Source organism: Natrononativus sp. DTA114, assembly GCF_059736515.1.
On the sequence record NZ_JCASSN010000001.1, the window covers coordinates 685,630 to 697,765 of the forward strand.

A 12,136-nucleotide genomic window follows, 5' to 3' on the forward strand; every position below is an offset into this window, starting at 1 on the left:
CGGTGGCGAAGCGTCTCTCATGAGCAGCGACTCGCCGATCACTAACCGCGTTCACGTCGTTCCCCTCGGCTTCGAGTACGCCCGCCTGAAGGAGCCGATCGTTCGCTGGAAGGCGGATATCGTCGTCCCGATTGACTACCGCGAGAGCGATCGCCAGATCGAGTACGTGGAGGCCTTCCTTCGGGAGTTGGAGGCCGACGACCGACTCGAGGTCGACCGACGATCGTGTGACATTTTCGACCTGTACGACACCATCGGAACGATCTCCGAGGCGATCGCGGATTACGCGGACGACGACGTTTTCGTGAACGTCTCCGCGGGGAGTAAGGTAACCGCCATCGCCGGAATGATCGCGTGCATGGCGACGGGGGCGCGGCCGATCTACGCTCGCCCGTCGTACGGACCCGAGGCGTCACGGATCCCCGACGAGCCGCTCCACGAGGAGGTGAGCGAGATCTTCGAGCTACCGAGATACCCGATCGAGCGGCCTTCGGACGTCCACCTCGCCGTCCTCGCGTACGTCGAGCGCGAGACGGACGAGGCGGTTGACGGTCGGTATCGCGGGGTCACCAAGAAGGAGCTCATCGAGTTCGCGGTGGCCCGGGAGTTCGCGTTCGTCGTCGAGTCCGAAGCGTCGTCGCGAAAGGGATACTACCGGCTGTTAGATCGCCACGTCGTGGCCCCGCTGCTCGACCGGGGGTACGTCGAGGTCGACAAGATCGGGCGGAAAAAGTACGTCACGGTAACCGACGACGGGCGGAACGCGCTCCGGGCGTTTCGCCACGCCGCCGGGACGCCTCGTTCCGCGTAGGCGAGCACCCGCGGTCGGCGTCGGTCGTCCGTTCGCGGTCCGCGGAGATCCGTGGTGACGACGCCCACCCCTCGAGAAGGTTTTTACCGATTCACGGAGAGTCCGATCCGTGGAGCTCCGTCACGACCCGGCCGACGGCGACGAGACCGTCCTCGCCACCGACGTCGAACTCGCCGACTCGCTGTGGAGCCAGGCGCGCGGACTCATGTTTCGCGAGTCGTTTCCGGAGGGAGCCGCGCTCGCGTTCCCGTTCAGCCGAGCCAGAACCCGCGACGTCCACATGCTGTTCGTCCGGTTTCCGATCGACGTCGTCTGGGTCGTCGACGAGACGGTCGGGCGGGTCGATCGGCTCCAGCCCTGGCGGGGGTACGCCCGCGATCGGGCCGACCTGCTCCTCGAGTTGCCCGCGGGTGCGGCCGACGGCGTCTCGCCGGGTGATCGGCTCGTCCTCGAGTCGCTGTGATCGGCGGAGGGAATCGCCCCGTCAGGAAACGACAACCCGCCCGTCTTCGACCGCGACCTCGAGCAGGCTCGTCACCTCGTGGGGGACGTCCCCGTGATCGACGTCGGTTCGCTCGAGGACCACCACGACGGCCGCTATTTCCGCACCGGCTTCCTCGAGTCCGGCGCAGACGCCCCGAAGCGTGTTTCCGGAGGAAAGGACGTCGTCGACGACGACCACCCGGTCGCCGGGATCGATCCCGTTGACGTACAGTTCGCTCTCGCCGTAGCCGGTTTCCTGGTGGACCGCGACCTCGTCCTCGAAGCCGTACTCGCGCTTGCGAACGACGACGAACGGCAGATCCGTTTCGAGCGAGAGCGCCGTGGCGTGGTGAATCCCCATCGCCTCGGGCGCGACCAGTTTGTCGACGGGCTCGAGGGGCACTCGCTCGGCGATCCCGTCGGCGACCGCCCGCAGTACGTCGGGTTCGACCAGCGGGATTCCGTCGGTGACGCCGTGGACGAAGTAGTGGTAGCCATCGCGGTCGACGACGGGGGCCTCGCGAAGCGCCTGCCGGAGTGCGTCCATAGCCGTCGGTTCCACGAGCCGTCGGATCACTCTTTCCCCAGACGTGGCGGCCGTACGACGGGTAGTGGCAATATTTCACCCCATCGCCGCGGTTAACCCCACCCGCCCGCACGGTGGAAGTACACATGGCACGAAAGACGCCCCCTGTGGAGGATAGAGGAAGTCGCCGCGAGGCGGCTGGCCGGGAAATTATCCGGTGATGAGACGCGACTGACGACGGACTCCACCGACGACACTTCGGTACGACTTCTTGACACGACGCTTCGAGACGGCGAGCAAGCGCCAGGCGTCTCGTTGTCGCCTGACGAGAAGGTCGATATCGCCCGCGCCCTCGAGGCCGTTGGCGTCGACACCATCGAAGCCGGCAGCGCCTGTACGGGCGCCGGTGAGCGCGCCGGCATCTCCCGGGTGACCGATCTCGACCTCGAGGCCCACGTGACGAGTTTCTGCCGCGCGGTTCGCGACGACGTCGACCTCGCGCTCGACTGCGGCGTCGACGGCGTCCACCTGGTCGTCCCCGCGAGCGACCGCCACGTCGAGGAGAAGGTCGGCACGACCCGCGAGGACGTCCTCGAGACGACCGCCGATCTCGTCGCCTACGCGGCCGACCACGGCCTCTGGGTCGAGGTCATCGGCGAGGACGGCTCTCGGGCGGACCTCGACTACCTCGAGACCGTGATGGCGACGGCCCTCGAGGCGGGCGCGGATCGAACCTGCTTCGCCGACACCGTCGGCCACACCGGCCCCGAACGGACCCGCGAGGCGGTTTCCCGACTCGCCGAACTCGGCCCCGTCAGCGCCCACACCCACGACGACCTCGGACTCGGCGTGACGAACGCGCTGGCCGCGGTGTCGGGTGGCGCTGACCTGGTTCACTGTACCGTCAACGGCCTGGGCGAGCGCGCGGGCAACGTCGCCCTCGAGGAGGTCGCGATCGCCCTCTCGCACGTCTACGGCGTCGAGACGATCGACCTCGAGGGACTTCACGACCTCGCCCAGCGCGTCTCGCGGGCAACCGGCGTCGCGCTCCCGCCGAACAAGGCCGTCGTCGGCGAGAACGCCTTCACCCACGAGAGCGGCATCCACACCGACGGCACGCTCAAGGACGACAGGATGTACGAACCCTACCCGCCCGAGACGGTCGGTCGCGAGCGCCGGCTGGCACTCGGCAAACACACCGGTCGCGCCGGAGTACGGGCAGCGCTCGAGGAACACGACGTCGAGGCGACCGACGGCGAGGTCGCCGCCATCGCGACGCGCGTGACCGAACTCGGCGACCGCGGCCGTCGGGTTACCGACGCCGACCTGCTCGCCGTCGCAGCCGACGTCACCGGAGAACGCCGCGAGCGGGCCGTCGACCTGCTCGACCTCACCGCGACCAGCGGCGGGCCGGTCCCGACCGCGAGCGTCCGCCTCGACGTCCGGGGCGAGGAGCGCGTCGCCAGCGGTACCGGCTCCGGGCCGGTCGACGCCGCCGTCTCGGCCGTCCGCACCGCCCTGGGTTCGGCCGCGGACGCCCAGCTCGAGTCCTACCACGTTGACGCCGTCACCGGCGGGACCGACGCCGTCGTCACCGTCGAAGTGACGATGGCTCGCGGCGACCGCAGCGTCACCGTCGCCCGCAGCGAGGCCGACATCACGCGGGCGAGCGTGCAGGCGATGGTCGACGCGCTAGATCGGCTGCTCGAGGCCGGGTCCCGGCGACCTGCACACGCCGACGATTAGTCCGCTACTCGTCGTTTTCCTCGTCGTCGTCGGCCTCCTCATCGCCGTTGCCGAGGGCGACTTCGAGTGCCTCGATGAGATCCGCCCGGTTCGCGTTCGGCGAGTAGCTCTCGCCGTCGACGACGATGCGCGGAACGGTCCCGATCGAATTCTCCTCGACGAACTCCATCGTCTCCTGAAGCTGCGATTCGAACGCGCCGCTCTCGACCGTGCGGGCCAGCTGTTCGTGATTCTCGACGCCGGCCTCGGACGCGAGGTATCGGAGGCGACTCGCCGTCGCCCAGCCGTCCCCTCGCTCCATGTTCGTGTACATGTACTCGAAGTACGACCAGAACGCGTCCGGCTGTGCGTACCACGTCGCGAGTCCGGCGCGGGCCGTTCGAGGTCCGTCCTGGCCGTGGAAGTTGGTTCCGTCCCGGTAGCCGACGCCGTGGAACTCGATATCGATCTGTCCGGTTCGAACGTAGTCGTCGACGAGTTCGTCGAACCACTCCTGGACGAACCGGCGCGTGTGCCGGCACTTCCAGCCGCCGAAGAACTCGACACGGACGTCCGCCTCACCCGTGCCGGCGATTGGGTACTGGTACGATCCCGGATCGTCCGGAATCGGGACGTCCGCGAGGGCGCCGGCAGGCTCGTCGATATCGTACTCCTCGAGTTCCGGTTCGTCGTCCGCCTCCGCTTCTTCTTCCTCGTCGTCGTCTGCCTCGTCTTTGTCGCCGGAATCGTCGTCCGCCGTTTCGGGCACCGGCTCTGGATCCGACTCCTCCGATCGTGTGTTGTCGCCATCGTCGTCTGCAGTCTCGTTTTCCGGTGGTTCGCTCGTCCCCGCGTCACCCGGTTCGTCCGAAGCGAGCCCCGCACAACCGGCAGCGCCACCGAACACCGCGACGGTGCCGATCTGCAAGACGTGTCTTCGAGAGTGTTCCTCGCCCATACGTTGTCGGTTTCGATTACAGTCAATCACTATGAACACTGTAAATGGAATTACGAGTGTGATAACGATCGACAGCCACATTCGGTGCTGCAATCGTTCAGCGCGTTATTTACTCGGTAAACTTTCACCTGAATATTATTTTCTCGATAATAATAGACCGCCTCGATATGATTGTAAGTACCAATGACCGAGCGCACACGTCGCCATCCCCGGTCACCCGGTCGCCGTCGGGTGCTCGCACTCACCGCCTCTCTCGGAGCCGTCGGCTCGCTCGCGGGCTGTCTCGGCTCGAGCGAACCGACGGCCCAGGACGACACAGTCAACACGAGCGTGACGCCCGCTGATAACCGAGACGACGCGTCCACGGATGACGCGACCGACTCCGCCCCCGACGATGACGGCGAAAACGAGTCGTCGACGTCGGCGTTCGACCAGGACGCCGACCGCCAGTGGCACGACGAACGGTACACCGTCGACTACGACCACCCGGTCACCCAGGAACTGGGCCGCGAACCCACCCTCGGAAAGCATCCCCACGAAACCGAGGCGTTAATCGTCGAGTTCGACGACATCTCCTGTCGCGTCTGCGCCGAGTTCCATCAGGAGACGTTTCCGACGCTCGCGTCGAACCTCATCGAACCTGGCCACGCGACCTACGTCGTCCGGAACTTCCCCCGGACCAAGGAGTGGTCTATCCCCGCGACGTACGCACTCGAGTCCGTATACGCCCGCGACACCGAGGAGTTCTGGGCGCTGCGCGGCTATCTGTACGACCGGGTGAGCGAACTGAACACGGGGAACGTCCTCGGCGAGATCGAAACCTACCTCGCAGACAGCGACCTCGACGAAGCGGCGGTTCTCGAGGACGTCGAGCGGGAGCAGTACGACGCGACCATCCAGCGAAACCTGGATATCCGCCAGGAGACGGGCGTATTCAACACCCCGACGTTCTTCCTGTTTATCGACGGCGAGTTCCAGACCCGACTCACCGGCCACCAGTCGAACTCCGTTTTCGAGCGCACGCTACAGGTCTGACAGCCGAGTTTTCTCACGACTGTTGTAGTTTCAGCGTCCGACGCGTTCGGAGGGCGAGGGTCAGGGGTTGCCAACAGCCGGCGCGTACCCCATCGTTTCGGCGATCGCGTGCCGTTTCAGGATCGCAAATCCGACCGCCACCAGACCGAATCCGACGATCGAAAGCGGACTGATGGATTCGCCGAGAACGGCAACGCCGGCCACCGTGGCGACGATCGGAACCAGATACGCGACCAGCGCCGCCTCGAACGCCCCGTGCTCCTCGAGAATGGTGAAATAGATGAAAAAGGCGATCGCCGTCGAGAAGACGCCGAGATAGAGCACGGACCCGATGGCCGTGGGTGCGGTCACGCCGTTGCCAGCCGATTCACCCAGCCCGAAGCTCACCGCGTGGAGGACGACGGCGCCGACGAGCATCGACCAGCCCGTCAGCGGAACCCGACCGATCGTCGGTCTGGCACGCTGGACGATCACACCGCCGAGCGCGACGCTGATCACCTGGACGACGATGATGAGTCGGGCGACCGTATCCCCGGCGAGCAGGTTCATCGGATCGGGCTGGATGACGAACCCGATCCCGAGAAATCCGACGGCCACCCCGATCGTACCGACCGCCGAAAGTCGCTCGCCCAGCAACAGAAACGCCCACAGCGCCGTGAAGATCGGAACGAGCGCCTGGATGATCGCGGCGACCCCGCCCGGAACCGTCTGCTGGCCGACGAACAGCAGTCCGTTGCCGGCGACGAGAAACACGCCGCCACCGGTGATCGCCACCAGGTTGCGCCGTCCGCGTGGCACCCAGCCATCGACTCGAACGATCGCGTACGCGAGCAACAGCACCGCCGCCACGTCGTAGCGGAACGCGGCGAACAACAACGGCGGCAGGTACTCGAGACCGACAGTGATGGCTGGAAACGACAGCCCCCACAGGATCGCGAGCAACAGAAACAGCGACCCCTCGAGCAGGCGAGACACACTCCAGATTCGATCGACCACAGCAAATGGCTGGCGGTTCCGGCTGTTTGGGGCGACTCGGTCGGAGCGAACGCCGGGAATTACTCCCCGGAGACAGAACTGTCCGTCACCGTTACGCCGACGTTCTCGAGGCTGATGTCGATACTACAGAACTCGTAGGTCGTGCCACTGAACTCGACGGTGAAGCCGTCGGTCTGTACCGACAGCGAGTCGATTTCGTACGTCCGCTCGTCGACCGACATCGACGGCAGGCCGTCGCCGGAGACGTCGAGGCCGTCGATGTGGACGTGCTCGTCCTCGAGACTGATGTCGATGCTCCCGATGCGCTCGACGGCCGGTTCGCCGGAGTCGGCGACCGCAACAGTCGACAGTCCACCGAGTGTGACTGCGATGACGAGCGCGACTGCGAACGTCCGTGCAACTGGGCGCATAGTCGTACTCGCACTGTTCACCCACATAAATCGATTTCTGGACGAACAGGACATCCAGACGCACAAATCGAGGCACTGAGTCTCGAGATAGAAGGAGGCGCTCCGGTCACGGACGCGAGCACACGCGACGTGGTTATCGTCGGTTGTAGTCGCTGTAAAAGCGCCGAGAGGGAGATTTGAACCACGCCCGAGAACCTGCGCTTCGCGCAGAACCTCCGTCTGGTTCAAACTCCCGTTCGAGTTCTCACGACACAGCGACTCGCTTCGCTCGCCGTTTTGCGTCGTGAAGAACGCCGAGAGGGAGATTTGAACTCCCGAGTCCGTGAGGACAGTAGATTTCGAATCTACCGCCTTGGCCGGGCTAGGCTATCTCGGCTCACTCCCACCTACTGGCGTCACGATTTTAGCCGTTTCGATTCCTCGCTCCGTGTGCGAACCATCCCCGTCCCGCCGTCCGGTAAACCTGACAGCGGAACAGAAGAGATATGGGCCGAGGGGGTGACACCCCCTGCATGGATGTCACACAGGCGAACACCGAATGCAACGCCGTTCTCGACGCGATCGGTGACGCCGTTATCTGCGACCGTGAGTTCCTCGAGACCGTCCTCCTCGGTGTCGTCGGCCGCGGCCACGTTCTCCTGGAGGACGTTCCCGGTACCGGAAAGACCCTGACCGCCCGCAGCGTCGCGAACGCACTCGGACTCTCCTTTTCGCGGATTCAGTTCACGCCCGACCTGCTCCCTTCCGACGTCACCGGCACGCACGTCTTCAACGAACAGGACCGCGAGTTCGAGTTCAACGAGGGCCCGATCTTCGCCAACATCGTGCTGGCCGACGAGATCAACCGCGCGCCGCCGAAAACCCAGGCGGCGCTGCTCGAGGCGATGGAGGAAGGCCAGGTCACCGTCGACGGCGAGACGCGCATGCTGCCACAGCCGTTTTTCGTCATCGCGACCCAGAACCCCGTCGAGCAGGAGGGAACCTTCCCGCTGCCCGAGGCGCAGGTCGACCGCTTCCTCGTCAAGACCTCGATGGGCTACCCCGACGAGACCGGCGAGATCGAACTGCTCCAGCGACGCGCGAGCCGCGATGAGATGAGTCCCTCCGTCGAGCGAGTGTTCGAACCCGAACACGTCACCCAGCTTCGCCAGGTCCCCGAATCGATCCGCGTCGACGAGGATCTCATCGAGTACGTCGTCGCGCTGGCCCGCGAGACCCGCACCGACGGCCGCGTCGAGGTCGGCGTCTCGCCGCGGGGCACCCAGCGGCTGTTCGAGGCCGCCCGCGCCTACGCGACCATTCGCGGGCGCGAGTACGTCACCCCCGACGACATCAAGCGCGTCGCCCACCCCGTGATGGCCCACCGCCTGGTGCTCACCCCCGACGCGACCGTCAACGACGTCCAGAAGGACCAGATCGTCGATACCGTACTCGAGACGGTGCCCGTACCGACGGTGGAGTGATAACGTCTATTGTGAGGCCGGTTCGACGGCCCTGATCGAGATCACCGGGCGAGGCGAGCGGATGGTCGATCGCCGATCGAAACGTATCCGTTTTATCGACAGTACACCGGACAGAGCGGTGGTAGAGGGGTTTTAGCCTCCGAACGGCGTAGGGCTTGTTCGGTGGTTACCGATGTTGTTCATAGTTACCGCACACCACAGCGCGGACAACTGTTGGGCTCGCCCGGAGAACGAGGAGAAAGGCGAAGGATGGGTCGAGGGGATGGACCAGAAAGCCGAGGAAGCCGGCGTCGAACTCCACGGCGCGTACGTCACGCCGAACGAGCACGCGTTTTATTTCGTCCTGGAAGCCGACACCTTCGAGGCGGTGACGTCCTTCCTCGGACCGCCGTTCCTGCACGATCACGAAGCCCACGTGGCACCCGTCATGCCGCTGGGTGACGCACCGCAGGTCGTTCTCGAGGACTGACTGAACCCCAGTACCCCCGCTCCGGTTCGCTGTGCTCGCCGAGACGCCGCTGCTCGGCGGTCAGCCCGTGTTCTTCATCCCCGCGGCGATTCCCTTCACCGTCAGGCGCAGCGTTCGTTCTTCGATATCCGTTCGCTGGGTCCGACCGAGTAGCTGCACCTGCAACAGGTTCAGCGGGTCGACGTAGGGGTTTCGCCGAGCGAGGTTCTCGCCGAGCCAGTCCCGCGTGTGGAGTTCGTCCCGCCGGCCGATCGTCGTGACCAGTTCGGTCGCTCGCTCGTGCTCGTCGCGCAGTCGCGGGAAGTACCGCTCTCGCAGTTCGTCCTCGGCCAGGTCGGCGTACTCGGCCGCGATCTCGAGTTCGGTCCGCGACAGCGAGAGCGCGGCGTTGTCGAGCGTGGTCCGGAAGAACGGCCACTCCGCGTACATCTCCTGGAGGGTTTCCATCTGCCCCCCGTCGTTCAGGTAGTCGTCCACGCCAGCGGCCAGCGCGTACCACCCCGGCAGGATACACCGCGACTGGGTCCAGGAGAACACCCACGGGATCGCCCGCAGGTCCTCGACAGTGCGCTCGCCGCTTCGGGAGGCCGGTCTGGAACCGAGATCGAGGTTTTCGATCACCGTGATTGGGGTGGCCTGCTCGAAGTACTGGACGAAGCCGTCGCTCTCCAGGAGGTCCCGGTACTCCCGGCGGGCCGCGTCGGCCATCGTCTCCATCGCCTCGAGCCACTCCTCGCGAACCTCCTCGTGGGGCTGCTCCAGAGACTGCTTTCGCGCGCGAAGCTGTGCATTGAGCATCTGCTCGATGTTGCGCTCGGCGATTCGAGGGTTGCCGTACTTCTCGGCGATGGCCTCGCCCTGCTCGGTGAACTTCACCTGGCCGGTCACCGTCGAGTTCGGCAGCGCGAGCAGCGCCTCGTTCATCGGGCCGCCGCCCCGCGAAATCGAGCCGCCGCGGCCGTGGAACAGCCGCATCGTCACGTCGTGGTCGTCGCAGATCTCGGCGAGATGGCGCTGGTTCCGGTAGAGCGACCAGTTCGCCGCCAGAAAGCCGTTCTCCTTGTTCGAGTCGGAGTAGCCGAGCATGATCTCCTGGGTCCGCCCGCGGGCCTCGAGGACCTGCGCATAGGCCTCGTTCTCGAACAGCGTGCCCATGATCCGGCGCGCCCCCGAGAGGGCGTACTCGGTCTCGAGCAGCGGCACGACGTCCAGTCCGCAGTGTTCGGGCAGCGAGATGACCCCCGCCTGATCGGCCAGAAAGAGCACCTCGAGGACGTGACTCGGCTCCTCGGTCATCGAGATGCAGTAGGTGTCGATCGCGCCGACGCCGTACTCGGTTTGCCAATCCGCCAGGCTATCGAACAGCGTCAGCACGCGCGCGGAGTCCTCGGACAGGTCGTCGGTGTCGGCGAGGTCGATCACCGGCTCCTCCTGGAGAACCGCGTCGGTCAGCAACTCGATCCGCTCATCCTCGTCGAGGACGCGGTAGTCGATCCCCTCGCGCTTGAGCGCCTCGGCGATGGCGTCGGTGTGTTTCTCCTGGTGGTCCCGCAGATCGAGACTGGCCAGCGAGAAACCGAACGTCGACACCTGTCGGCGGAGCGGATCGACGTGGGCCGCCGCGACCGTCTCCGCGCCGTTGTCCCGCAGGCTGTTGGCGATCACGTCAAGATCCGCGAGCAACTCCTCGGCCTCCGTGTAACCGCCCGGACGAACGTCGCCGACGCGGGCCAGTCGCTCGCGCATGAGCTTGAGTTTCTGCCGGTAGGGCTCGCCGGGGTACCGCTCGGCGGCGGTTCGCGCGCTCCCCGCGAGGCGCTGGCGATCCGCCTCGAGTCGTTCTTCGAACCCTTCGCCGGGCGAGAGGCGCGCGCCGTCCTGGCTCAACACGCCCGAGAGCCGTTTGAGCTGTTCGCGGTACCGCTCGAGGATCACCTCTCGCTGGCGCTCGAGCGTGTTCGCGGTCACCTCGGGGGTGACGTAGGGGTTGCCGTCGCGGTCGCTGCCGGCCCACGAGCGGAACTCGAGCAGTTTCGGAATCTCGAGGTGGCCGTCGACTTCCGCCTCGAGTGCGTCGGCGAGTTCGTCGTACACCTCCCCGACGACGTCGAACAGCGTGTTCTCTAAGTACCACTGGACGTTCCGGGCCTCGTCTTCGACCTCGGGCTGGCGCTTGCGGACCTGGCGAGTCTGCCAGAGGCTCGTCACCTCGGCGTCGACGTCCCGCCAGACCTGGGCCGCCTCCGTGTCGGTGAGCAGCCGCTCGTCGAGCGTCTCGAGGTGGGTCGCGACCGCGCGGAGCTTCGCCTTGACCGTCTTTCGGCGGGCCTCCGTCGGATGGGCGGTGAACGTCGGCTCGATCAGCACGTCCTCGAGGATGGTCTGGACCGTTTCCGGGTCGGTTTCGCCCAACTCCTCGGCCGCCGCCTCGAGGCTGTCCGCGAGGGTCCCGTCCTGGGAATCCCCCCGGATCGAGCGGACCCGTTCGCGCTCCTCGGCGAGGTTGATCAACTCGAAATACGTCGCAAACGCCCGCGCGACCACCCGCTGCTGGTGAGGTGAGACGCGCTCGAGTTCGTCGACCAGCGGCTGGCGGGAGTCTCTGTCGCCCGACCGGTAGTCGATGGCGGCCGTTCGACAGGACTCGACGGTCTCGAACGCCCGTTTCGAGGTCTGGGCCTCAAGGATGTCGCCGAGGAGCGCCCCGAGTTCGCGGACGTCCTGGCGAATCTCCCTGTTGTGCAATTCCATGCCACGCACTACGGTCGCCAGCGCAAAAACCCCCGCACGACGCGAGTATTTGCCTCCCCCATCGTCTTTCGTGAGGGTTTCGTGGGAGCGTCGCCGCGATGGAAGGATGCGATTCGCGGGGGCTGAACGAACCGAAAGCTCAGTTGTAGCCCCGCCAGCGGTGGCCACATTCGGTGCACTTGAAAAACCGGGTCGGCGGTTCGTCGGCGGAGGCGGTCTGCTGAAGTGCGTAGTACGCCTCCTCGTTTTCGCACTCCGGACACCGGACGTCGGAGGTCTTCGGTTTCCCCTCGACGTCGGTGTCCTCGCTCGTTTCGATGACGTCGTCGAACCGCTGGGAATCCGTGCTCACGAACTCGGCTTCGGCCTCGCGGTCGCGGCCGGCGGTCGCCCCGCAGTCGGCGTTGGCACAGACCATCCGGTCGCCGTCGGCTTTCATCATCGAGCCACAGTCGTCGCAGAACTGCATGGATCCGGCTACGCGCTCGGGGCGCAAAAATCTCCGGGCG

12 protein-coding genes and 1 tRNA gene are annotated in these 12,136 nt (G+C 65.9%); 6 read left to right on the top strand and 7 right to left on the bottom strand.

The genetic code is table 11. The annotated features are described in order from the left end of the window. Nucleotides 1–19: 19 nt before the first annotated feature. Together AC6I6S_RS03625 and AC6I6S_RS03630 are read left to right on the top strand one after the other, a co-directional pair. On the top strand, nucleotides 20–811 hold the full coding sequence (locus AC6I6S_RS03625) for an HFX_2341 family transcriptional regulator domain-containing protein (protein WP_497948370.1): 792 nt from the start codon (nucleotides 20–22) through the stop codon (nucleotides 809–811). A 109-nt stretch (nucleotides 812–920) separates the two neighbouring features. Next, nucleotides 921–1,274, top strand: a complete 354-nt coding sequence (locus AC6I6S_RS03630; protein ID WP_497948371.1) for a DUF192 domain-containing protein — start codon at nucleotides 921–923, stop codon at nucleotides 1,272–1,274. 21 nt (nucleotides 1,275–1,295) lie between these two features. Here the strand turns inward: AC6I6S_RS03630 and hpt are convergent, their stop codons facing one another. After that, complete coding sequence (gene hpt, locus AC6I6S_RS03635; protein WP_497948372.1) at nucleotides 1,296–1,841, bottom strand: hypoxanthine/guanine phosphoribosyltransferase; 546 nt, start codon at nucleotides 1,839–1,841, stop codon at nucleotides 1,296–1,298. Between the two features lie 210 nt (nucleotides 1,842–2,051). Here hpt and AC6I6S_RS03640 point away from each other — a divergent pair, with 210 nt between their 5' ends. Further along, the gene (locus AC6I6S_RS03640) at nucleotides 2,052–3,566 is read left to right on the top strand and encodes a (R)-citramalate synthase (RefSeq protein WP_497949291.1); all 1,515 of its coding nucleotides are present in this window, start codon (nucleotides 2,052–2,054) and stop codon (nucleotides 3,564–3,566) included. Between the two features lie 4 nt (nucleotides 3,567–3,570). On the opposite strand, the gene AC6I6S_RS03645 is transcribed toward AC6I6S_RS03640, so the two are convergent. After that, complete coding sequence (locus tag AC6I6S_RS03645) at nucleotides 3,571–4,503, bottom strand: DsbA family protein (RefSeq protein ID WP_497948373.1); 933 nt, start codon at nucleotides 4,501–4,503, stop codon at nucleotides 3,571–3,573. A 183-nt stretch (nucleotides 4,504–4,686) separates the two neighbouring features. On the opposite strand from AC6I6S_RS03645, the gene AC6I6S_RS03650 reads away from it, so the two are divergent. After that, the gene (locus AC6I6S_RS03650; protein WP_497948374.1) at nucleotides 4,687–5,538 is read left to right on the top strand and encodes a DsbA family protein; all 852 of its coding nucleotides are present in this window, start codon (nucleotides 4,687–4,689) and stop codon (nucleotides 5,536–5,538) included. Nucleotides 5,539–5,598: 60 nt separating this feature from the next. Here AC6I6S_RS03650 and AC6I6S_RS03655 read toward each other — a convergent pair whose 3' ends face one another. From AC6I6S_RS03655 to AC6I6S_RS03665, 3 genes are all read right to left on the bottom strand, one after another. Further along, nucleotides 5,599–6,513 (bottom strand): DMT family transporter, encoded by a 915-nt coding sequence (locus tag AC6I6S_RS03655; protein WP_497948375.1) that lies wholly within the window; start codon nucleotides 6,511–6,513, stop codon nucleotides 5,599–5,601. A gap of 80 nt (nucleotides 6,514–6,593) precedes the next feature. Then, a complete protein-coding gene (locus AC6I6S_RS03660) occupies nucleotides 6,594–6,944 on the bottom strand; it encodes a hypothetical protein (protein ID WP_497948376.1) in 351 nt (116 codons plus the stop codon). A 291-nt stretch (nucleotides 6,945–7,235) separates the two neighbouring features. Continuing rightward, nucleotides 7,236–7,320 (bottom strand) — tRNA-Ser (locus AC6I6S_RS03665). A gap of 136 nt (nucleotides 7,321–7,456) precedes the next feature. On the opposite strand from AC6I6S_RS03665, the gene AC6I6S_RS03670 reads away from it, so the two are divergent. Together AC6I6S_RS03670 and AC6I6S_RS03675 are read left to right on the top strand one after the other, a co-directional pair. Then, nucleotides 7,457–8,407: an AAA family ATPase gene (locus AC6I6S_RS03670; protein WP_497948377.1), complete on the top strand. Its 951-nt coding sequence runs from the start codon at nucleotides 7,457–7,459 to the stop codon at nucleotides 8,405–8,407. A gap of 172 nt (nucleotides 8,408–8,579) precedes the next feature. Further along, nucleotides 8,580–8,876, top strand: coding sequence for a DUF3303 domain-containing protein (locus AC6I6S_RS03675; protein WP_497948378.1), 297 nt, complete (start codon nucleotides 8,580–8,582; stop codon nucleotides 8,874–8,876). Nucleotides 8,877–8,936: 60 nt separating this feature from the next. Here AC6I6S_RS03675 and ppc read toward each other — a convergent pair whose 3' ends face one another. After that, nucleotides 8,937–11,627 carry a phosphoenolpyruvate carboxylase gene (gene ppc, locus AC6I6S_RS03680; RefSeq protein WP_497948379.1) on the bottom strand — a complete coding sequence of 897 codons (2,691 nt, stop codon included), beginning with the start codon at nucleotides 11,625–11,627 and terminating at the stop codon, nucleotides 8,937–8,939. Nucleotides 11,628–11,766: 139 nt separating this feature from the next. Further along, nucleotides 11,767–12,096 (bottom strand): transcription factor S, encoded by a 330-nt coding sequence (locus AC6I6S_RS03685; protein ID WP_497948380.1) that lies wholly within the window; start codon nucleotides 12,094–12,096, stop codon nucleotides 11,767–11,769. Nucleotides 12,097–12,136 lie beyond the last annotated feature (40 nt).

Coding starts and splice junctions, on each gene's coding strand:
- AC6I6S_RS03625 (WP_497948370.1), top strand. CDS start 20: ATGAGCAGCGACTCGCCGATCACTAACCGCGTTCACGTCGTTCCCCTC.
- hpt (WP_497948372.1), bottom strand. CDS start 1,841: ATGGACGCACTCCGGCAGGCGCTTCGCGAGGCCCCCGTCGTCGACCGC.
- AC6I6S_RS03645 (WP_497948373.1), bottom strand. CDS start 4,503: ATGGGCGAGGAACACTCTCGAAGACACGTCTTGCAGATCGGCACCGTC.
- AC6I6S_RS03650 (WP_497948374.1), top strand. CDS start 4,687: ATGACCGAGCGCACACGTCGCCATCCCCGGTCACCCGGTCGCCGTCGG.
- AC6I6S_RS03660 (WP_497948376.1), bottom strand. CDS start 6,944: ATGCGCCCAGTTGCACGGACGTTCGCAGTCGCGCTCGTCATCGCAGTC.
- AC6I6S_RS03670 (WP_497948377.1), top strand. CDS start 7,457: ATGGATGTCACACAGGCGAACACCGAATGCAACGCCGTTCTCGACGCG.
- AC6I6S_RS03675 (WP_497948378.1), top strand. CDS start 8,580: ATGTTGTTCATAGTTACCGCACACCACAGCGCGGACAACTGTTGGGCT.
- ppc (WP_497948379.1), bottom strand. CDS start 11,627: ATGGAATTGCACAACAGGGAGATTCGCCAGGACGTCCGCGAACTCGGG.
- AC6I6S_RS03685 (WP_497948380.1), bottom strand. CDS start 12,096: ATGCAGTTCTGCGACGACTGTGGCTCGATGATGAAAGCCGACGGCGAC.